The organism is Streptomyces sp. NPDC057287 (assembly GCF_042667905.1).
Taxonomy (GTDB): domain Bacteria; phylum Actinomycetota; class Actinomycetes; order Streptomycetales; family Streptomycetaceae; genus Streptomyces.
Window position 1 is genome coordinate 363301 of sequence record NZ_JBHUYV010000003.1, and the last position, 21767, is coordinate 385067.

16 protein-coding genes are annotated in these 21767 nt (G+C 71.3%); 13 read left to right on the plus strand and 3 right to left on the minus strand.

The annotated features are described in order from the left end of the window. Nucleotides 1–160: 160 nt before the first annotated feature. Nucleotides 161–3247, plus strand: coding sequence for a glycoside hydrolase family 3 N-terminal domain-containing protein (locus ACFUNE_RS08145; protein WP_383563906.1), 3087 nt, complete (start codon nucleotides 161–163; stop codon nucleotides 3245–3247). Nucleotides 3248–3308: 61 nt separating this feature from the next. Next, nucleotides 3309–4694, plus strand: a complete 1386-nt coding sequence (locus ACFUNE_RS08150; RefSeq protein ID WP_383563908.1) for a hypothetical protein — start codon at nucleotides 3309–3311, stop codon at nucleotides 4692–4694. Nucleotides 4695–4719: 25 nt separating this feature from the next. On the opposite strand, the gene ACFUNE_RS08155 is transcribed toward ACFUNE_RS08150, so the two are convergent. After that, a complete protein-coding gene (locus ACFUNE_RS08155) occupies nucleotides 4720–5730 on the minus strand; it encodes a YdcF family protein (RefSeq protein WP_383563910.1) in 1011 nt (336 codons plus the stop codon). A 118-nt stretch (nucleotides 5731–5848) separates the two neighbouring features. Here ACFUNE_RS08155 and ACFUNE_RS08160 point away from each other — a divergent pair, with 118 nt between their 5' ends. Then, the gene (locus ACFUNE_RS08160; protein WP_383563912.1) at nucleotides 5849–6082 is read left to right on the plus strand and encodes a hypothetical protein; all 234 of its coding nucleotides are present in this window, start codon (nucleotides 5849–5851) and stop codon (nucleotides 6080–6082) included. Between the two features lie 92 nt (nucleotides 6083–6174). Here ACFUNE_RS08160 and ACFUNE_RS08165 read toward each other — a convergent pair whose 3' ends face one another. After that, a complete protein-coding gene (locus ACFUNE_RS08165) occupies nucleotides 6175–6753 on the minus strand; it encodes an MSMEG_1061 family FMN-dependent PPOX-type flavoprotein (RefSeq protein ID WP_383563914.1) in 579 nt (192 codons plus the stop codon). Nucleotides 6754–6912: 159 nt separating this feature from the next. Here ACFUNE_RS08165 and ACFUNE_RS08170 point away from each other — a divergent pair, with 159 nt between their 5' ends. From ACFUNE_RS08170 to ACFUNE_RS08210, 9 genes are all read left to right on the plus strand, one after another. Beyond that, nucleotides 6913–7980: a FecCD family ABC transporter permease gene (locus tag ACFUNE_RS08170; protein ID WP_383563916.1), complete on the plus strand. Its 1068-nt coding sequence runs from the start codon at nucleotides 6913–6915 to the stop codon at nucleotides 7978–7980. Then, a complete protein-coding gene (locus ACFUNE_RS08175) occupies nucleotides 7977–9050 on the plus strand; it encodes a FecCD family ABC transporter permease (protein WP_383563918.1) in 1074 nt (357 codons plus the stop codon). The genes ACFUNE_RS08170 and ACFUNE_RS08175 overlap by 4 nt, the downstream gene beginning before the upstream one ends. A gap of 52 nt (nucleotides 9051–9102) precedes the next feature. Then, complete coding sequence (locus tag ACFUNE_RS08180) at nucleotides 9103–9924, plus strand: ABC transporter ATP-binding protein (RefSeq protein WP_383563919.1); 822 nt, start codon at nucleotides 9103–9105, stop codon at nucleotides 9922–9924. Nucleotides 9925–9955: 31 nt separating this feature from the next. After that, nucleotides 9956–10984 carry an iron-siderophore ABC transporter substrate-binding protein gene (locus ACFUNE_RS08185; RefSeq protein ID WP_383563920.1) on the plus strand — a complete coding sequence of 343 codons (1029 nt, stop codon included), beginning with the start codon at nucleotides 9956–9958 and terminating at the stop codon, nucleotides 10982–10984. A 62-nt stretch (nucleotides 10985–11046) separates the two neighbouring features. Beyond that, a complete protein-coding gene (gene ppk2 / locus ACFUNE_RS08190; protein ID WP_383563921.1) occupies nucleotides 11047–12000 on the plus strand; it encodes a polyphosphate kinase 2 in 954 nt (317 codons plus the stop codon). 131 nt (nucleotides 12001–12131) lie between these two features. Further along, nucleotides 12132–13331 (plus strand): serine hydrolase domain-containing protein, encoded by a 1200-nt coding sequence (locus tag ACFUNE_RS08195; RefSeq protein ID WP_383563923.1) that lies wholly within the window; start codon nucleotides 12132–12134, stop codon nucleotides 13329–13331. Between the two features lie 267 nt (nucleotides 13332–13598). Continuing rightward, nucleotides 13599–13988, plus strand: a complete 390-nt coding sequence (locus ACFUNE_RS08200; RefSeq protein WP_383563925.1) for a GntR family transcriptional regulator — start codon at nucleotides 13599–13601, stop codon at nucleotides 13986–13988. Continuing rightward, on the plus strand, nucleotides 13985–14878 hold the full coding sequence (locus tag ACFUNE_RS08205) for an ABC transporter ATP-binding protein (RefSeq protein WP_383563927.1): 894 nt from the start codon (nucleotides 13985–13987) through the stop codon (nucleotides 14876–14878). Before ACFUNE_RS08200 ends, ACFUNE_RS08205 begins: the two co-directional genes overlap by 4 nt. Next, nucleotides 14875–15888: an ABC transporter permease gene (locus tag ACFUNE_RS08210; protein WP_383563929.1), complete on the plus strand. Its 1014-nt coding sequence runs from the start codon at nucleotides 14875–14877 to the stop codon at nucleotides 15886–15888. The genes ACFUNE_RS08205 and ACFUNE_RS08210 overlap by 4 nt, the downstream gene beginning before the upstream one ends. Before the next feature lie 152 nt (nucleotides 15889–16040). Here ACFUNE_RS08210 and ACFUNE_RS08215 read toward each other — a convergent pair whose 3' ends face one another. Then, entirely contained in the window at nucleotides 16041–16796 is a 756-nt protein-coding gene (locus tag ACFUNE_RS08215; protein WP_383563931.1) for a DUF4097 family beta strand repeat-containing protein, read from the minus strand. Nucleotides 16797–17157: 361 nt separating this feature from the next. Here ACFUNE_RS08215 and ACFUNE_RS08220 point away from each other — a divergent pair, with 361 nt between their 5' ends. Then, nucleotides 17158–21735: a glycoside hydrolase family 2 TIM barrel-domain containing protein gene (locus tag ACFUNE_RS08220; RefSeq protein ID WP_383563933.1), complete on the plus strand. Its 4578-nt coding sequence runs from the start codon at nucleotides 17158–17160 to the stop codon at nucleotides 21733–21735. Nucleotides 21736–21767 lie beyond the last annotated feature (32 nt).

A 21767-nucleotide genomic window follows, 5' to 3' on the forward strand; every position in this document is an offset into this window, starting at 1 on the left:
GGTCACCCAGCCCTGCTGGGGTCTCCCGCAGTCCAGCGTCGACCGCGTCGCCCAGGGCGGCATCAAGGCGGAGACCGACTGGGTGCGGGTCGAGCAGAAGTAGCCCCGGCCATCACCCCCCGGGCCGGCCACCGTCCACCGGAGCAGAGAAGAGCCGCACATGCCGCGTACACCGCACGCCCGCGCACGCCACCGCGCGAGACCGGCGACCGCCGCGCTCGCCGCCGCCACCGTCCTCGCCTCACTCCTCGCCGGGGCCGTCCCCAGCGCGGCGGCCGACGCCGAGGACCCCGCACCCGTCCTCGTCGACCGCTTCGAGGGCGAGGTCCCCTTCGGCAACCCGCCCGCCGACTCCCTGTTCACCTGGGGCGGCGACGCGGACGACCACCCCGCGCTGGAGTTCAAGGAGCGCGCCGACGCCCCCGAGGGGGCCAAGGTCCTCCAGGGCACCTACGACATCAGTGCCTGGGGCGGACTCAGCCACGAGTTCGCCGTCGACCAGCCGCCCGAGGACTGGACCGCCCACAAGGGCATCCGCTTCTGGTGGTACGGCCAGAACACCGCCCCCCTGCCGCCCGGTTCGGGCAAGCGGATCAACTTCGAGATCAAGGACGGCGGCGCGAACGGCGGCGCCTCCGAGCTGTGGACCACCTCCTTCACCGACGACTGGGAGGGGTGGCACCAGGTCGAGATCCCCTTCGCGGACTTCGTCTACCGTGCGGACTACCAGCCCGTCGGCGGGATCGACCAGGTCCTCGGCCTGAACGAGATGTGGGGCTACGCCCTCACCCTGCCGACCGGCGCCCCCGGCTCCTTCGCCATGGACGCCGTCGAGCTCTACGGCAAGGCCGACCCGGCCCTGAAGTCGAGTGTCGTCGTCGACTCCGCGGTGCACACGGTCAAGGAGGGCGGCTCGGCGGACATCAGGATCTCCGTCGCCACCACCGGCTCCGTGCCCACCGAGGAGCCCGTCACCGTCGCGTACACCACCAAGGGCGGCAGCGCCGAGTCCGGCAAGGACTACACCCCGGTCACCGGCACCCACACCTTCCCCGCGGGCACCGCCTCCGGCACCACGCACACCGTCACCGTGGCCACCGCCAAGGACAAGGGGGCCGAGTCCGCGGAGACGATCCCGCTGGAGCTCACGGTCACCGGTGCCAAGGCGCCCAAGGAGAACCCACAGGTCGTCATCGACGCCCACGGGCTGCCCTACCAGAACGCGAAGCTCCCGGTGGAGAAGCGCGTCGCCGACCTGCTGTCACGGATGTCCCCGGCCGAGAAGGCCGGACAGATGACCCAGGCCGAGCGCAACGCGCTGAAGTCGCAGGGCGACATAGCGACGTACGACCTCGGCTCGCTGCTCTCGGGCGGCGGCTCGGTGCCCACCCCGAACACGCCCGAGGCGTGGGCGAAGATGGTGGACGCCTACCAGCTGCGCGCCCAGGCCACCCGCTTCCAGATCCCGCTGATCTACGGCGTGGACGCGGTGCACGGCCACAACAACGTGATCGGCTCGACGATCATGCCGCACAACATCGGCATCGGCGCGGGCCGTGACCCGAAGCTCGCCGAGAAGACGGGTGCGGTCACCGCGAGCGAGGTCCGCGCCACGGGCATCCCGTGGGACTTCGCCCCCTGCGTGTGCGTCACCCGTGACGAGCGCTGGGGCCGCTCCTACGAGGCGTACGGCGAGGACCCGGCCCTGGTCGAGGCCATGGAGACGGTCATCACCGGCATGCAGGGCAGCCCGTCCGGCAAGGACCTCGACCGCAACGACAAGGTGCTGGCCAGCGCCAAGCACTTCGTCGGTGACGGCGGCACGGAGTTCGGCTCCTCCACCACCGGCTCGTACACCATCGACCAGGGCGTCACGAAGGTCACGCGCCAGGAGCTCGAAGCCGTCCACCTGGCGCCGTTCGCCGAGTCCGTGAAGCGGGGCGTCGGCACGGTCATGCCGTCGTACTCCTCGCTGGACATCCTCGGCGACGACGCGGGCCCGGTGAAGATGCACGCCAACGCGGAGATGATCAACGGCGTGCTCAAGGACCGGATGGGCTTCGAGGGCTTCGTCATCAGCGACTGGCAGGCCATCGACCAGATCCCGGGTGACTACGCGAGCGACGTCCGCACCTCGGTCAACGCCGGCCTCGACATGATCATGGTCCCGACCGCGTACCAGGACTTCACGAAGACCCTCCAGGACGAGGTCACCGCCGGCCGGATCGGCCAGGCCCGCATCGACGACGCCGTCGCCCGCATCCTCACCCAGAAGTTCCGCCTCGGCCTCTTCGAGAAGCCGTACGCGGACACGTCGAACCTGGACGAGGTCGGCTCCTCCGCACACCGCGCGGTCGCCCGTGAGGCGGCGGCCAAGTCCCAGGTGCTGCTGAAGAACGACGGGGCGGTGCTGCCGCTCAAGGCCTCGCAGAAGGTCTACGTCGCCGGCTCCAACGCCGACGACCTCGGCAACCAGGCCGGCGGCTGGACCGTCAGCTGGCAGGGCGCCTCCGGCGCCACGACCACCGGCACGACGATCCTGAAGGGCATCGAGAAGAACACCTCCTCGGCCACCTTCTCCAAGGACGCCTCCGCCCCGACCGAGGGGTACGACGCCGGAGTCGTGATCGTCGGCGAGAAGCCGTACGCCGAGGGCATCGGGGACGTCGGCAACGGCCACGACCTGGAACTGTCCGACGCCGACAAGGCCGCCGTCGACACCGTCTGCGCCGCCATGAAGTGCGCGGTCCTGATCGTCTCGGGCCGCCCCCAGCTCATCGGGGACCGGCTCGGCGACATCGACGCGCTGGTGGCCTCCTGGCTGCCGGGCACCGAGGGCGACGGCGTCGCCGACGTCCTCTACGGCAAGCGGGCCTTCACCGGACAGCTCCCGGTGACCTGGCCGAAGTCGGAGTCGCAGCTGCCGCTCAACGTCGGCGACGCGGCCTACGACCCGCAGTTCCCGTACGGCTGGGGACTGACCACCCTGAAGAAGGTCCCGACGGGCGGTGACCTCACCCTCGCGGGTCTCGCCGTCGCCGCCCAGCTCGCCGAGCGGGCGGGCCTCGGGAGGACCGCGGCCGGCAAGGAGATCGTCGACCGGGCGAGGCTCCTGGTCCAGCAGAGGGCCGGCGGAAAGCTGACCCCGGCGGTGTCCAAGCCGTTCGCCGATGCCGACCACCTGCTGCTCACCGGTGATCTGACCGGAGCGGTGGCGAAGCTGCGCGCGGCGTACCGCGCCGTGTAACAGCACGAACGGAACCCGGGCGGGCGACGCATTCGTCGCCCGTTCGGGTTACTTTCGGAGTATGCGGAAGAGGCTGTTCGCCCCCTTGTGGGCCTGCCTGCTGCTGATGATCTCGGTGGCACTGCTGGCCATGACCTCCACTGCCCATGCCGCCCCCGCCACCATCGACGACGCGGCCCGCGCCCTGCGCCAGGGCCCTGTGTACGTCGACCCGGCCGCGGCCGACCAGCTTTCGGCGTCCCAGGAGGCCGCGCTGGAGAAGAAGATCACGGACGCCGACAAGCCGGTCTTCGTGGCCGTCCTGCCGGCGACATCCCAGTACCCGTCGGAGGACCTCCTCCAGAACCTGCGCACCGACACCGGGATCACCGGCGTCTACGCCGTCCGCCTCGGCGACGGGTTCGACGCGGGCGCCGACCCGCAGGTGATGCCGACCCGGGCCGTCGAGAACCTCAGCACGGCGGTGAAGGCACCCGGCGCGGACGCCGACGCCGCGACCCAGTTGAACGCCTTCGTCGACAAGGCCGTCGAACAGGCCAAGGGCAGCGCCCCGGCCTCCTGGTCCGGCGGCGACTCCGGGAACGGCGCCGGGACCGGCGCACCGGTGACGGGTCTGGTCGTCCTCGGAGGCCTGGTCCTCCTGGGCGGGGGCACCGCGTTCGCGGTCGCCCGCCGCAGCAGGAAGCGCAAGGAGGAAGAGGAGCGGGCCGCCCTGGAGAAGCTCCGGGTCGTCGTGGACGAGGACATCACCGCGTACGGCGAAACCCTGGACCGGCTGGACTTCCATCCCGCCGAGAAGGGCGCCGACGACGCGATGCGCATCGACTACGAGCGCGCGCTCGACTCCTACGAGGACGCCAAGTCCCGCATGGGCGACGCGCAGCACCCGTCCGACGTACGCGGGGTCACCCAGGCCCTGGAGGACGGCCGCTTCTCGCTCGCCGTGCTGGAGGCCCGCCGCACGGGCCGCGCGCTCCCGGCGCGCCGCCCTCCCTGCTTCTTCGACCCGCGCCACGGTCCCGCCGTCGCGGACGTCCTGTGGACACCGTCCGGCGGATCGGCCCGGGAGGTCCCGGTCTGCGGTGCGGACGAGGTCCGCCTGCGCGAGGGCGAGGACCCCATGAGCCGCACGGTCGACGTCGGCGACGGGCGACGGCGCCCCTACTGGGAGGCGGGCCCGGCGTACGGCCCCTGGGCGGGCGGTTACTTCGGCGGAGGCCTGCTCCCCGGCCTGCTGGTCGGCACCATGCTCGGCTCGATGCTCTCCACCCCGGCGTACGCGGCGGAGTACGGCGGGGGTGACTTCGGCGGGGGCGGAGGAGGCGGCGACTGGGGCGGCGGCGACGTCTCCGGTTCCGACTTCGACTCCTCCGGCTTCGGCGGCGGCGGCTTCGGCGACGGCGGTGGTTTCGGCGGCGGAGGGTTCGACGGGGGCGGCGGGTTCTGAGCGTCCTCGCAGCGTGTCAGCGCTCCTACCTCAGGCGGGCCCACCAGACGGCCACTCCGCCGAGGACGATCAGCAGGCACATCACGGCGTTGCTCCGCCGGTAGTCCATCAGGACCGCCGTGAACTCGCGGATCGTCGCGTTGGGCCAGAAGTACGCGGCCGTGGGCGCGCCCACCACCTGTCCCCGGATCCGGACCCGTCGGGCGGTGAGGGCGGCACGGAAGGCGTGGTAGTTGTTCGTCACGACGACGCACCGGTAGCCGGGGTTGGCCTCCTCCATGATCGCTTTGCTGAACCGCAGGTTCTCCTCCGTCGTCGTCGACCGGTCCTCCCGCTCGATGAGGTGAGCCGGAAAGCCCTCGGCCACCAGGTGATCCGCCATGGCGTGGGATTCGGGCAGGTCCTCGTCGGGTCCCTGCCCGCCCGAGGTGATGAGCACGGGGGAACCGCCGCGCCGGGAGAGCCGGGCGTGGACCTCCCTCCCCCGCTTCAGCCGGCTCGCGAGCAGCGGCGGCACGGTGGACCCGCCGACGAGCCCCGAACCCAGCACCACCACGAAATCGGCCTTGCGGCGTACCAGCAGCCGTCCGTAGAGGAAGGCGTAGCAGACGAAGGACAGGAACAGGAACGAGAAGTAGAGCGCCAGCCCGCCGGCCGTGGCCGCCACCCCGATCAGCACCGGGGTCCGCAGCACGGCGGCGACGGCCAGCAGGGCGAGCACGGCGAGGATCGCCAGGGCGCTCAGCAGCGACAGCAGGTTGGACGGGCTCCTGCCCTCCTTGCGCAGCATCCGTACGCCGTTGACGAAGAGGAAGTACGTCAGGACGAGGACGGCCACGGCCCCCGGAACCAGCAGCGACACAGCCACGACCCGTGCCGACGCGGACCCCGACGAGACCATGCTGTACAGAAGGCCCGCCAGGGCGCAGAGAACCGCCAGCCCCAGGACCACAGCATTGCTGAACTTCCGGCGCTCACGCGAGACGCTCACGCAGAAGGCGAGGAGAAGAAGCGCCGCCGGGGCGTAGATCACCATGCGCACAGCGTAGGCAGCGCGCCGGTCCGGCGGGACGGCGAGGTGGGGCCACGGCGGGAAGGTGCGGGTGGCGTGGAGATCCGGCGTGTCCTCCGGGGCCGCGAGCCGTTGATCCGGCATGAAGAAGCGAAGCGCACTCGCCGTTCTCACGTTCGCCACCGGCGCGGTCATCGCCGCGATCAGTCCGCACCCGGGAGACGGGGACGTCGCACACGCGGCCGGACAGCCCGTCTCGCTCGGAGCGCTCGACGACGCCGGGGGACTCGGCGAACTGGTCGACGGCGCCGCCGGAGCCACGGCATCCACCGTCTCCACGGTCGTCAGCACGGTGGAGGAGGCCCGCGACAGCTGAGGCGACCGACGAGCGCGGCGCGTTCCGCGCCGGTCCCGCCTCATGGTTCCCGGCACACCGTGTGCCGGGACCGGACCGGCGAGCCCTGGCCCTCAGACCGCCGCTCCTCCCCACGTCTCCGGCGCCCACACGCCCGAGCGCTTGAGCGAGGCAGGGCAGTGCAGGTAGACCTCGTCGATGTCCACGACGAGGGCCAGGTCGGGGCGCCGGCCCTTGACCACCATCTCGTCGAAGAAGGGGGCGTCCGTCAGGATGCGGGCGCGGCCGTTGATCCGCAGGACGGTCATCGCGCCGGGTATCAGGTAGAGCAGGCCCACGTGCGGGTTGGACAGGATGTTGTGGAAGCTGTCGCCGCGCCGGTTGCCCGGGAGGTCGGGCAGCACGAGGGTGCGTGTGTCCAGGACCCTGGTGAAGCCCGGTTGGCCGCCCCGCGGGGAGGTGTCGCAGTTGCCGTCGGCGTCGGAGGTCGACACGGCGCAGAACGGCGCGCGGGCCAGCAGGCCGAGGTCGTCCTCGGTGAGCTCGTCGTGGACCTTGTCGATGACGATCGGCCAGGGTTCGCCCAGGATCTCCCGCAGCTGCTCCGCCGACCGCAGGGGCACCGCTCCGGCGAGCGGGTCGCCTCCGGGGGAGGGGACGGTGGCGGGGGCCACGGGCGCGGCGTTCGACAAGGGATTCTCCGTAGCTCACATGGCCGCAGCAGGGGATCGCTGACCTGGCACTGTTAGGCTAACCTTACTTATGCTCGCGGGTGCCCCCCGTCCCGGGGGCGACGAGCAAGGGCGAGGAACAGTGCACCACCGCATGCCGCCGTCCCGGGCAGACCGGCCGTGAGCGGCCCGGTGCTCCAGGGAGCGAAGGAACACACGGCCCGGACACCGGAGCGGCGCCCCGCGCGCAACCGCCCGGTCCTGGCCCTCGGACTGCTCGCTGCCGTGGCCGTCCTGCTGCTGACCGTGCTGGCGAGCCTCGCCGTCGGCTCGGGCGACGTGCCCTTCGGCGACGTACTGGACGGCGTGTTCGACCCGGACCTCGGGGTCAAGGGCCAGCTCATCGTCCAGGAGGTGCGCATCCCCCGCACCGTCGCCGGACTGCTGGCCGGTGCGGCGCTCGGCCTCGCGGGCACGGTGATGCAGGGTGTCGCCCGCAATCCGCTCGCCGACCCCCAGCTCCTCGGCATCAACGCGGGTGCCTCGGTCGCCGTGGTGTGCTCGATCAGCTTCCTCGGATTCACCGTCGTCACCCAGTACATCTGGTTCGGCTTCCTCGGCGCGCTCCTTGCCGCGCTCCTGGTCTACGGCGTCGGCTCGCTCGGCCGTGAGGGCGCCACCCCGGTGAAGCTGGCCCTGGCGGGCGCCGCCACCAGCGCGGTACTCACCTCCGTGACCAGCGCGGTCCTGCTCCAGGACCGCGAGGGCTACGACCGCTTCCGCTTCTGGCAGCTCGGCGCGCTCACCGCCCGGGACGGGGACGTCCTGGTGCAGGTGTCCCCGTTCATCGCGGCCGGCGCCGTCCTCGCCCTGCTGCTGGGGCCGCAGCTCAACGCCCTGTCCCTCGGTGACGACCTGGCGCGCGGCCTCGGACAGCGGGTGGGCCTCGCCCGGCTGACGTCGGCGCTCGCCGTGGTGCTGCTGTGCGGTGCGGCGACCGTCGTCGCGGGCCCGATCGGCTTCGTCGGCCTCGCCGTGCCGCACGCGGCCCGGCTCATCACCGGCCCCGACTACCGCTGGATCCTCCCGTACAGCATGGTGCTCGCCCCGGTCATGCTGCTCGTCGCCGACATCGTCGGCCGGGTCGTCGCCCCGCCAGGCGAGATCCAGGTGGGCGTGGTCACCGCGGCGATCGGCTGCGTCCCCTTCATCTGGCTCGTCCGGCGCAGGAAGCAGGTGGAGCTGTGACCGGGACCCGGCTGCGGGCGGCGCCCGACGCCCGCCTCGCGGACGCCGTGCGCGTGGTGACCCGCGCACGTGGGCGGGAACGCGGGCGCTCCGTCGTGGTGGCGGCCGGTCTGCTGGCCGCCGTGGCGGCGATGTTCGCCGTCTCGCTCAGCGTCGGCGACATGGTGATGCCGCTCGGCAAGGTCGTGGAGACCCTGTTCGGAGGCGGTGACGGCGGTTCGCGTTTCGTCGTGCTGGAACTCCGGCTGCCCCGCGCCCTGCTGGCGGTCCTCGTCGGGATCGGCTTCGGGCTGTCCGGGGCCGTCTTCCAGTCCGTCCTGCGCAACCCGCTGGCAGCCCCCGACGTCATCGGCATCAGCGCCGGCGCGAGTGCCGTCGCCGTCACCGCCTCGCTGCTGTTCCAGGTCAGCGGCCTTGCCCTGTCCGGCAGTGCCCTGACCGGGTCCGTCGCCGCCGGTGCGGCCATCTACCTGCTCGCCTGGCGCCAGGGCGTCGCAGGCCAGCGCCTCGTGCTGATCGGCGTGGGCTTCGGCACCGGGCTCAGCAGCGTCGTCTGGTACGTGATGGCCCGCTCGGACACCACCGACGCGCAGGAGGCGTACCTCTGGCTGACGGGCACCCTCAACGGCCGTTCCTGGGGCCAGGTGTGGCCGTTGCTGACCGCACTGGCCGTGCTCGTCCCGCTCACCGCCCTCGCCGCCCGCGCTCTCGGCCCCCTCCAGCTCGGGGACGACGCGGCAGCCGGTCTCGGCGCCCGCGTCGAACCCGGTCGGCTGGCGCTGCTGGGCTGCGCGACGGCCCTCGCGGGAGTCGCCACGGCGGCGGCGGGGCCCGTCGGCTTCGTGGCCTTCGTCTCCGGGCCGATCGCCCGCCGGCTCGTGCCGGGCCGGGGCGCCGCACTGCCCCACGCGGCGCTGACCGGGGCCCTGATCGTCCTGGTCGCCGACTTCGGCGCCCAGCACCTGCTGCCGTCGGTTCAGCTCCCGGTGGGCGTGGTGACCAGCATCATCGGCGCCCCCTACCTGCTGCTGCTCCTGGCCCGCGCCAACCGCGGGGGCACCGGTGGCTGACACGCGTACGTACGAGACGGATGACGACACCAAGGAAAGGCGTGGCCGAGCCGTGGCTGAGCACACTCTTCGAGCCCAGGGCGTCCGCCTCGGCTACGGCGATCGCGAGATCGTCGCCGGCCTGGACGTGAGCGTCCCACCGGGGCGCATCACCGTCATCGTGGGCCCGAACGCCTGCGGCAAGTCGACCCTGCTGCGGGCGATGGCGCGACTGCTCGCACCCTCGGAGGGTGCCGTGCTGCTGGACGGCCGCAGCATCCAGGAGATGCCGACGAAGGAGGTCGCCGCCGTGCTCGGCATCCTCCCGCAGAGCCCGTCCGCACCGGAGGGCATCACGGTCTCCGACCTCGTGGGGCGAGGCCGATACCCGCACCAGGGATGGTTCCGGCGCTGGAGCCCCGAGGACGACGAGGCGGTCGCGCAGGCGCTGCTCTCCACCGGCACCCTGGACCTCGCGGACCGCCCGGTGGACGAGCTCTCGGGCGGGCAGCGCCAGCGGGTGTGGATCGCGATGGCGCTCGCGCAGCGTACGGACATCCTGCTGCTCGACGAGCCGACGACGTTCCTGGACGCCAGCCACCAGCTGGACGTCCTGGACCTGCTCACCGACCTGAACCACGAGCACGGCGTCACGATGGTCGCGGTGCTGCACGACCTGAATCTCGCCTGCCGCTACGCCGATCACATGGTGGCCATGAAGGACGGCCGGATCGTCGCGGAGGGCCGCCCCTCCGACATCGTGACGGAGTCCCTGGTCGGCGAGGTGTTCGGGATGCGCTGCTCGGTGATGGAGGACCCGGCGTCGGCCACGCCGATGGTGGTGCCGCTGGGACGCCATCACGTGAAGGCAGCGTCCGGCCGCCCCGCGTCATGATCGTGCATTAGGTTAGGCTAGCCTAAGCAGCATGAACGATTCCGCTCCTCGTACTCGTCGCGCCCGCCGTACCCCGGTCCTGATGGCCGGGGTCGTCGCGGCCCTCCTCGTCGGCCTCGCCGCCTGCGGCTCCTCCGACGACACCGCCGCCTCCGGCTCCGCGTCCGCCTCGGGCGGAGCGGCCGAGGGCTCCTTCCCCGCGAAGGTCGCGACGAAGTTCGGCGAGATCACCGTCGACAAGGCCCCCCGGCGCATCGTCGCGCTCGGCTGGGGCGACGCCGAGACCGTGCTCGCGCTCGGCGGGCAGCCCGTCGGCGCGAGCGACTGGCTGGCGTTCGGCGGAGAGGGCGTCGGACCGTGGGCCAAGGGGATGTACGACGAGAAGCCCGAGATCATCGGTACCCTCGAGCCGGAGTACGAGAAGATCGCGGCCCTGCAGCCCGACCTGATCCTGGACACGAAGTCCAGTGGTGACCGGACGCGTTACGACACCCTGAGCAAGATCGCCCCGACCGTGGGCGTGCCCGAGGGCGGCGACCAGTACAAGCAGACGTGGAAGAAGCAGACCGAGATGGTCGCGGCCGCCATGGGTGTCCCGGAGAAGGGCGAGAAGCTCATCGCGGACACCGAGGCGGAGTACGCCGACGCCGTGAAGGCGCACCCCGAGTTCAAGGGCAGCACGATCACACTGGGCTCCCGCACCTCCGAGGGCTACGGCGCCTACGTCTCGGGCACCGGGCGGGTCGACTTCGTGGAGCGCCTCGGATTCGAGAACAACCCGGCCGTCGAGGCCAAGGCCGGCAAGGCCTTCTCGGTCTCCGTCTCCAAGGAGAACCTGGACCTCCTCGACGCCGACCTGACGGTCATGGCCCCGATCGGCATCCCGGCCGCCGACATCAGTGACGACCCGCTGTACAAGGCGGTCCCGTCGGTGAAGGCCGGACACTCCCTCGTCTTCGACGACCAGGGCATCAGCCAGGCGTTCGCCACCGACTCGGTGCTGTCGACCTCCTACGCGCTGGAGAAGGTCGTCCCGCTCCTCGCGGAGAAGATGAAGTAGACACTGCCTCATCGCGCCCGTTCCCCCGGTTTGCGCGGGCGCGATGAGGTGACAGGCTTTACATGGTGAACCGTGAACGGGTCGAGAAGGAACTCCTGCACGGCCTGACCGTCGACACCAGCAGGCCGGAGCAGCCGATCCTGCTGGACGAGGCGGGCAGGCCGATCAAGACCTGGCGGGAGAACTACCCGTACGACCGCAAGCTCCGCCGCAAGGAGTACGAGCGGGTCAAGCGCATCCTGCAGATAGAGATGCTCAAGCTGCAGCGGTGGACGAGGGACACCGGCGCGCGGGTCGTCGTGGTCTGCGAGGGACGGGACGCGGCCGGCAAGGGCGGCACCATCCATCGCTTCACCGAACGCCTCAATCCCCGTGGCGCCCGCATCGTGGCCCTGGACAAGCCCACGGACCGGGAGCGGGGCCAGTGGTACTTCCAGCGCTACGTCGCCCACCTGCCGGCGCCCGGCGAGATCGTGTTCTTCGACCGCTCCTGGTACAACCGGGCCGGCGTCGAGCGCGTCATGGACTTCTGCACCGAGCCCGAGTACGAACTGTTCCTCCGGCAGTGCCCCGCCTTCGAGCGGATGCTCGTCGACGACGGGGTCGTCGTGGTCAAGTTCTGGTTCTCCGTCTCCCGTGCCGAGCAGCGCACGCGCTTCGCCATCCGGCAGGTCGACCCCGTACGCCAGTGGAAGCTCTCGCCCACCGACATCGACTCCCTCGACCGCTGGGACGACTACACAACAGCGAAGATCGACATGTTCCGCGCCACCGACACGGAGCACGCGCCCTGGACCGTCGTGAAGAGCAACGACAAGCGCAGGGCCCGTCTCGAAGCGATGCGCAGCCTCCTCGCGCGCGTCGACTACGCGGCGAAGGACCCCGACGCCGTCGGCGTGCCGGACCCCCTCGTCGTGGGTGCCGCGGCCACCCTGCTGGAGCCGGGCGAGGAGGACACCGCACTCTCGCCCACCCGCTTCGCTACCAACGCCGAGGGGCCCGGCGAACATCCGTGACCCGTGCCGGGAGGGCGCGCGGCTCCGAATGAGTGGACTCCTCGGCGCACGGAGGGGAAAGGGCGCCCGCGGCGGGTCCGGATGGTGAGGTTCTTGCCGTCCGTTCCCCCCGCACGAAGAGGTGCCCCCGCATGCGACGTACCCCCTCCCGCCGGCTGCTCGCCGCGGCCCTGCTCGTGGCGTCCGCACTGGCCCCGATGACGGCGTTCCCCGCCACGGCCGGCCCCGCGACGGGCGCCGCCCGGCACGACGAGGACGGCTGCCCGCCGGACGGCTTCGGTGCCGGGCTCACCGCCCGCCTGGACAGGACCATCGAGGACGTACGGAAGAAGGCGGGTGTCCCCGGCGCCGTCGTCGGACTGTGGATGCCGGGCAAGGGGTGCTACGTCCGCGCGACCGGGGTGGCCGACAAGGCCACCGGCGAGCGGATGGCGGCAGACTCCTTCGTGAGGATCGGCAGCGAGACCAAGACCTTCACCGTCACCGCGCTGCTCGAACTCGTGGACGACGGCCGGATCGGGCTCGACGACCCGATCTCCCGCTACGTCCACGGCGTGCCGGGCGGCCACCGGATCACGCTGCGCCACCTCGCCGAGATGCGCAGCGGCCTCTTCCCGTACACCTCCGACCCCGGCTTCATCAAAGCCCTGTTGAGCGACCCGCAGCGTTCTTTCACCCCGCGGGAATCGCTCGCCTACGGCTTCAAGCACGCCAACACCTCCGCGCCGGGCAAGCAGTTCCAGTACTCCAACAGCAACCTCCTCCTGCTCGGTCTGGTGATCGAGAAGGTCAGCGGCCACCGGCTCGCCGACTTCATCGGCCACCGGGTGCTCCGCCCGTCCCACCTGCGCCGCACGCTGTTCCCGCAGGGGGCGGAGTTCCCCGAGCCGCACCCGCGCGGATACACCGACCAGACGCTCAGTGGCCGTACCGCGGACGCCACGGACCGGAACCCCAGCTGGGCCTGGGGGGCCGGGGCGATGATCTCGGATCTGCACGACCTGCGCCGCTGGGCCCGGATCGTCGCCACCGGCGCACTGCTCAGCCCCGAAACGCAGGCACAGCGGCTCAAGACGCTGCCGACCGGCTTCCCCGGCACGAGCTACGGGCTCGGAATCTTCGAGACCAACGGGTGGATCGGTCACAACGGCTCGATCCCGGGATACGAGACCGTGACCGTCCATCTGCCCGCGCGGAAGGCCACCCTGGTCATCATGATCAACACGGACATCCAGACCGCCGGCGTGGAGCCGTCCACGCTCCTCGCCCGTGCGATCACCGCGGTCGCCACCCCCGACCACGTCTACGACGGCGCGGTCGTCGGGCGCTAGGACCTGTCCGCCGATCACGACCGCGGCGGTGCCGGACAGGATGTCGCCGCGGTGCGGGGACTTCAGGAACGCCCGGGTTCCGGGCTCTCGGACTGCCGATCCACGCCCGCCGGACCGGCACACCGCGCCGTGTGCCGGCCATGTTCCCGTCGCAAGGGCCACCGGTCGCGGGCCGGCGTCTCAACTCCCACTTCCCTGAACCTCGTTGACAGGCTTGGGGCATCTAGAGTCCTATAGTGCTAGGAACCTAGATGAATAGAGGAGACGGTGATCGAGTTTCACCTCGATGCCCGGTCCGGTGTCGCGCCGTACCTGCAACTGGTCCACCAAGTGCGCCGGGCCATGCGCCTGGGGCTGCTGTTCGAGGGTGATCGGCTGCCCACGGTCAAGGACGTCGCCGCCAAGGTCGCGATCAATCCCAACACCGTGCTCAAGGCCTACCGGGAGCTCGAGTACGAGGGTCTGGTCGCCAAGAAGCCCGGTGTGGGCACCTTCGTTTCCAGCACTCTCAGCGACGCGTCGCTCTCCGAACACGAGCCGCTGCGACAGGAGTTGCAGGGCTGGCTGAGCCGGGCGAGGACCGCGGGACTGGACGAGGAGAGCATCGAGGCCCTGTTCCTGAGCACCTTCCGCACATCCACCGAAGAGGAGCAATGACCGCCATTCTGGAAGCGAAAGGCCTGGGCAAGCGGTACGGCCGCCGCCAGGCCCTCTCGGACTGCACCATCAGCGTGCCGTCGGGTCGCGTCGTCGGCCTCGTCGGCCCCAACGGGGCAGGGAAGTCCACCCTGTTACAGCTCGCCTGCGGACTGATCACCCCGACCTCGGGCACGGTCCGTGTCCTCGGCGGGCGCCCCGCCGTGGACCCGGCGCAGTTGGCCAAGGTCGGATTCGTCGCCCAGGACACCCCGACCTACCCGGCGCTCTCCATAGCCGACCACCTCGGCCTGGGGCGGCGGCTGAACCCCGCCTGGGACGACCGGCTGGCGCAGGACCGCATCAGGGACCTCGGCCTCGACCCCGCCCAGCGCGTCGGAAAGCTCTCCGGTGGCCAGCGCGCCCAGGTCGCCCTCACGCTCGCCGTCGCGAAGCGGCCCGAACTGCTCATCCTCGACGAACCGGTCGCCGCCCTGGACCCCCTGGCCCGGCGCGAGTTCCTCCAGGGACTCATGGAGCACGTCGCCGAGCACGGCACCGCGGTCATCCTCTCCTCGCACCTGGTCTCCGACCTGGAACGCGTCTGCGACCACCTGATCTCACTGGTGGCCTCCCGCGTCCAGGTCGCCGGAGACGTGGACGACCTCCTCGCCACCCACTTCCGGCTCACCACGGCGCGTCGCGAGGCCGACAGCCTGCCGGACGGGATGACGGTCCTCCAGGCCACGCACACCGAACGGCAGAGCACGTTCATCGTCCGGGCCGCCACCCCGGTCCACGACCCCGCCTGGGCCCTGGAGGCCCTCGGGCTGGAGGACCTCGTCCTCACGTACATGGCGGAGGGCTCGTCCGGCCCCGCCCGCCGATCCGCCCTGGAGGCACAGCGATGATCTGGCTGACCTGGCGCCAGTACCGCGTCCAGACCCTGGTGGCCCTCGCCGCCCTCGCCGCGGTGTCGGCGGCCCTCGTGATCACCGGCCTCCAGCTCCGCGAGGCCTACGACAGCACCGTCGCGGGCTGCGGGAGCAACTGCGGCTCCGCGACCAACGCGTTCGTCAACGAGTACAACCCCCTGTCCTTCCTCGCCACCGGCCTCCTGATCGCCGTCCCCGGCATCGTCGGGATCTTCTGGGGCGCCCCGCTCGTCGCACGGGAACTGGAGACCGGAACCCACCGGCTGATCTGGAACCAGAGCATCACCCGCACGCGCTGGCTCGCGGTGAAGCTCACCGCCGTCGGCCTCGTCGCCGTCACCCTCACGGGCGTGCTCAGTCTGCTGGTGACCTGGTGGGCGTCCCCGCTCGACCGGGTCAACAGCGACCGCTTCACCCCGCTCCTCTTCGACGGCCGGGGCATCGTCCCCCTCGCCTACGCGGCCTTCGCCTTCACCGCGGGCGCCTGTGCGGGTCTCCTGATCCGCCGGACGGTCCCCGCGATGGCCGCGACCCTCGCACTGTTCGCCGCGGTCCAGATCTTCATGCCGTACGTGGTCCGGCCGCACCTGATGGCTCCCGAGCACACGGACGTGGCCCTCAGCTCTGTGGGCATGGGCGGTACAGGGGGCGCGGGCACGTGGGACGCACAGCAGGTCACCCTGAAGGGCATGGGTGACGACGCCCAGCTGACGGTGGCCCTGGCCACACCCGGGGCCTGGGTGGTCTCCGGCGCGACACCGGTGGTCGACGAGTCGGGCGCCGAAGTGCGCGGAGCCGAGGGCTGCGCCCGCCCCGAGGCCGAGCCGATGGGCTGCTTCGCCGAGTCCGACCTCTACGTGGAGGTGGCCTACCACCCGGCCGACCGCTACTGGACGTTCCAGTGGATCGAGACGGCGGTCTTCGCGGCGCTGGCGGGCCTGCTCGCCGGCTTCTGCGCCTGGTGGCTGCGCCGCCGCCTCACCTGACCGGTGCGCGAGGGGCGGCCGAAGCCAACGCAACTGGCTTCGGCCGCCCCGAGAACCCTAGGCCTCCCTGCCGGATCGCGTACAGCCGGCAGGTGAGCCCACGGCCGGGGCCGTCGGGCGGCCGCGACCGCGACCGACGTCGGCGGCCGCGCTCAGTCGCGGGCTGCCGTCACATCACCGTTGACGGTGGTGAGCGCCATCGCGTGCCCGTTCCCGTCCGTGGGGCTCGGGACGGTGACCGAGGTCCGGCCGTTCCGCGTGGTGGCGGTGGTGCGATAGGCGGGGGAGTCGTGCGGCAGCGCCACCCGCACCGAACCGTTGGCCGTGACGGCGGTGAGGCCGGCGGGCGAGGTCGCGCTGCCGATCGTCACGTCGCCGTTGACCGTCTCGGCGTGCAGGCGTGCGGAGCGCAGCGCCCCCGTCCGGACGGAACCGTTGCGGGTGGCGAGCCGGACGGCGGCGTCGTCCCTGCCCGAGCGAGTCACCGTCACATCGCCGTTGACGGTGGTCAGGTCCATGCCCGCCGATACGCCGACCGCGTCGATGCCCGCGTTCCTGGCGCTCACGGTGACCGGGACGCCGGCGGGGACACCGATCGTGGGCATGCGGGGGCACGGCCTGCCCGCGTGCCCCTCCTCGTGCCCCGGGCAGGACAGATCGAGGATCCAGGTGCCGTTGCGGTGGGACCAACTGCTCTCGACATGGGTGTCGGTGACGGCCCGGTCGTCATCCGCCGGGCGCAGTCGCACCCCGTTGTCGGTCGTGATCAGCAGGCGCGCTCCCTGCTCCAGGGCGAGTGGTGCCCCCGCCGGGCGTGTGCCCGGATCCCCACCGCACGCCGCGAGGAGCGGGACGGCCGCCAGAGTTGCGGCCCATCGCTGTCTGTGCGTCAGAGCCATGATGTCCATGCCTCCCCGCCTTCCCCGAGTCGGGCATCCGAAGGCACGCTCCCGGCAACCCGCGCCAAACATGCGCCGTCCAGGCCGACGGGCCGAAGAAAGGGCTCCGAACAGGGGCGACGGCACGAGGACGTCGGGGTGGGCGGCCGTACCGGCTCCCCGCGTCCCTGCCGGCCGGGCCGCGCGTCCGTACGGCTGTCACGGAGGCATCGGGTCAACAGGTGCTGTCCGCAGCCTGTACGGGCGCTGTGATGGTGCGTTACGTTCGGGAAAGTTGGGAACTGGCCGTGCCTTGTGTGGTTCCCCGTTCAGAGTTGTGCAATAGCAGTCGGCCGACCTGCGGCCGCGTGCACCGGAAGGTGAGCACCGGATGCCTTACCCCCACTTACTGCGCAGATGTGTCGTGCTGGCGGTCGCGGTGGCGCTGAGCGCCCCGTTGGCCCCCGCGGCGGCGGACACCACCCCCTCCCAGCCCCCACCCGCGGACGTCTACTCGCTGCTGGAGGACCCCGAGGCGACCGGCTACGGCCAGGAGCCTCCGCACGTCGATCTGACCCCGTACGCCACCGTCGCCGAGGCCCGTGCCGACGAGGGCGTGAGCGCCTTCACCAAGTCGCTGGACGGTGACTGGAAGATCCACATGTCGGACCGCCCCGAGGAGGTCCCCAAGGACTTCTTCAGGGAGGGCTACGACACCGGCGGCGAGGGCTGGAGGGGCGTCAGCGTCCCCCACACCTGGCAGACGGACGGCCTCGACCACCCGGTCTTCCGCAACATCCCCACCGAGATGTACCCCGACGACCCGCCCAAGGTCCCGCACGACGTCAACCCGACCGGCGCGTACGTGCGCACCTTCCAGCTGCCGGACAACTGGCGGGAGCGGGAGACCTTCCTGCGGTTCGAGGGTGTGACCAGCGGATACCTGACCTGGGTCAACGGCCACTACGTCGGCTACGACCAGGGCGGCTACACGCCTGCCGAGTACGACATCTCCGACCACCTGCACCCGGGGCGGAACACCATCGCCGTCCAGGTGCACCGCTGGGGCGCCGGCTCCCACCTGGAGGACGTCGACCAGTGGCGGTTCGCCGGCATCTTCCGTTCGGTCGGCCTCTACTCGACCCCCGCCACCCGCATCCGCGACATCACCGTCCGTACCGATCTCGACGACGCCTACCGTGACGCGGAACTGACCGCTGACATCGATGTCAGCTCGTCCGCGGCGCTCGGCGGCGGAAAGGTCACCGGGACGCTCTACGACCGGCGGGGCCGCGCCGTGACGCGTACGGCGGCCGAGCTGGACGCGCGGGACGGAGCCGCCACGGCCACCCTGCGGGCCGACGTGGCCGACCCTGACAAATGGAGTGACGAGACGCCTGACCTGTACACCCTCGTCGTGCAGCTCTCCGACGAGGCGGGCAAGGTCACGCACACCACCAGCCAGCCGGTCGGGTTCCGGGAGATCGAGGTCAGGGACAAGAGGCTCCTGGTCAACGGGGAGCGCATCCTGATCAAGGGAGTCAACCGCGCGGAGACCGACCCGGAGACCGGCCGCCACGCCACCCGCGAACGCACCTCCTCCGACGTGTCCCTGATGAAGCGGCTCAACATCAACGCCGTCCGTACCTCGCACTACCCCTCCGACCCGTACCTCTACCGGCGGGCCGACCACGAGGGCCTGTGGATCGCCGACGAGATCGACATCGAGACCCATCACCACGACAACTGCCCCGACAACTGCCTGGCCGAGAAGCCGGAGTGGCAGAAGGCGTTCCAGGACCGTGCCGTGGCGATGTACGAGCGGGACAAGAACCATCCCAGCGTCCTGATGTGGGACACCGGCAACGAGGCCGGCCTCGGCAAGGCGCACTACACGATGGCCGACTTCCTCAAGGAGAACGACCCGGGCCGTCCGCTCTACCACCAGAGCAACACACCGGACGGCGACGCCCCGTACGCCGACATCTGGGGCCCCCGCTACCCTTCCCCGGCAAGCCTGGAGGAGAAGGCGAAGACCACGGAGAAGCCGATCGTCATGGGTGAGTACGCCCATGCGCAGGGCAACTCCCTCGGCAACTTCCGTGAGTTCTGGGACGTGGTGCGCACGTACCCGGAGGTGCAGGGCGGATTCATCTGGGACTGGGCGGAACAGAACATCACCCAGCCCCTGATCACCACCCCCGACTCCTCGGGGAACGGCATCCTCGCCCACCTGTCCGGGAAGCCGGAGCACGTCGACGGACACAGCGGGAAGGCGCTCGCGCTCTCGGGGCTGGACGATTTCGTGGAGGTCTACCGTGACCCCGCACTGGACGAGGTCTCCGGAGCGCTGACCGTCGACTCCTGGGCCAAGCCGGACACCTGGACCGGCGACTTCACCATCGCCGCCAAGGGCGATCACTCCTACGCCCTGCGCATGCGCGACAAGGAGACGCTGGAATTCACCGTCCAGGGCGACGACGGGCAGCGGCACACCGTGTCGGCGAAGGTCCCGGCGGACTGGCAGGATTCCTGGCACCGCGTCTCGGGCACCTTCGACGGCAGCACGCTGAAGCTCCTGGTCGACGGTTCCGTGTCCGCCACGGCCAACTGGCGGGGCAACGTCGCCCGCTCGGCCCAGCCGGTCAACATCGGCCGCAATCCCGAGACCGGCCAGGAGAACATCAACACCCGTATGGCGCACGGCGTCATCGACCAGGTCCGCATCTACCACCAGGCACTGTCCCTGCCGCAGCTCGACGCCGATCCCGCCGACGAGGCCGTCCTGGCCCTGAACTTCGACACCCTCACCCGGAAGGGCGAGTACGCGTCGTACGGCTCGGGTCCGGGCGGTGTCGACGGTCTGGTGAGCACCGACCGCACCGCGCAGCCGGAGACACGCGCGCTGGCCGCCGTCCACGCCCCTCTGCGCATCTCGCAGACCAAGGACGCGGACGGGGCCGTCGTGCCGAACAGTGTCACCGTGCACAACGAGCGTTCCTTCAAGGACACCGACGACCTGGCCCTCCGGTGGACGGTCACCGAGGGAGCGCGCACCCTCGACCAGGGCACTAGCTTGCTTTCGCTGGAGCCGGGCGAGGAGGCCGCGATACGCCTGCCCGAGGCCCCGGACAACCCTCAGGACGCCGACCGCCAGCTGACGGTGCGGGCCGTCCAGACGAAGAGGACGCAGTCCGCCCCCGCAGGCCACACCGTCTCCGTCGAACAGTTCGACATCGGTGGTCGTCAACTGGCCGGTGTGGTGAAGGCCGAGAAGCCCGGCAAGGTACGGGCGGGCGGGTCGGGCGACCGTCTCACCGCCACGGGAGAGGGCTTCTCCTACACCTTCGACCGACGCAGCGGTGATCTGCTCTCGATGAAGGCGGAGGGCCGGGAGCTGCTGAGCCGTGGTCCCGAGCTGGACGCCTGGCGCGCTCCGCTGAGCAACGAGTACAACTCGGAGGACGGCGCGTGGCGGGAGGCAGGGCTCGACCGGCTGCGGACCGAACCGAAGAACGTGAAGATCACCGAGACGGACGGCGCGGTGGTCCTCACCGTGGACAGCACCGTGGCGGCTCCCGGAGTGCAGGACTCCTCCTTCTCCCAGAGGCTGCGCTACACGGTCACCGGAAGCGGCGAACTGGGCATCGACCACCGGGTGGAGGCCCAGGGCAGGGCTCGCACCGTTCCCTACCTGCCGCGCATCGGCCTCTCACTGCAGCTCCCGGACCGCTACGACCGGTTCAGCTGGTACGGGCGTGGCCCCGAGGAGAACTACAACGACCGTGAGGACGGCGCCCCGGCGGGTGTCCACTCCACCGACGTGGACGAGCAGTTCTCCGGCTACACGCGCCCACAGGACTACGGCAACCACGAGGAGGTCCGCTGGGCGGCGCTGACCGACGGCAGCAGCGGACTCCTGGTCTCCGGCGACTCCTCGGTGTTCTCCGCCGGGGTGACCCCGTACCAGGACATCGACCGGGCCGCCTACCCGTTCGCGCTCCAGCGCAGCCCGAAGGGCAACACCCTGCACCTGGACCACGCGGTGAGCGGAGTGAGCGAGACGTTCCACACCGTGCTGCCCGAGTACCAAGTACGTCCGGCCCAGGAGTACGCCTACAGCCTGAGGCTGCGCCCGATGACCCGGGCCGAGGCGGGCAGGGGCACGCCCCTGGGGCCCGTCGTCTGCGCCCCCGAGGCGAAGCTCGCCGCCGCCGACACCGCGGTGGCGCCGGGGGAGTCGACCACGGCGACACTGACGGTCCACAACCCCTGCGACCGGCCGCTGAAGGACGCCGTGGCGAGCATCGACCCGGTCACCGGCTGGAGCGCCGACCCCGCCACCGCGGGCATCGGCGACCTGCCGGCCGGAGGGGAGAAGACGCTGCGGATCGAGCTGACGCGTGGGAAGGACAGCCCTAACGGCCGGCACCAGGCCGTCGCCACGGTGACGGCCACCTCCACGGGCGGCGCGCGGGCCGGCGGTCACGCCGTTCTCGGCCTTCTCGGCACCCCGCCGGCACCCACCGGCGCCACCCAGCTCTCCGAGCTGGACCTGATCACGGCGGACAACGGCTGGGGGCCGGTCGAACGGGACCTCAGCAACGGCGAGGCGGGGACCGGGGACGGCGGTCCCCTCACCATCGGCGGGGTCGCCTACCCCAAGGGCCTGGGAGTGCACGCGGACTCCACCGTCGAGGCGTACCTGGGCGGCAGGTGCACACGGTTCACAGCCGAGGTCGGCCTGGACGACGAGGCCGGGACGAACGGCAGCGTCGTCTTCCAGGTCCTCGCCGACGAGAAGGACGTCCACACGAGCAGGAAGATCACGAACGACCTCGACGCCGTCTCCGTGGACGTGGACGTCACGGGCGCCGAACGGCTGACCCTCCGGGTCACCGACGCCGGTGACGGCAACGCCCTCGACCACGCTGACTGGGCCGGGGCGACCGTGCACTGCGGCAGCTGACCAGGGGGCGGGGGCCGAGGCCGACCGGTCCC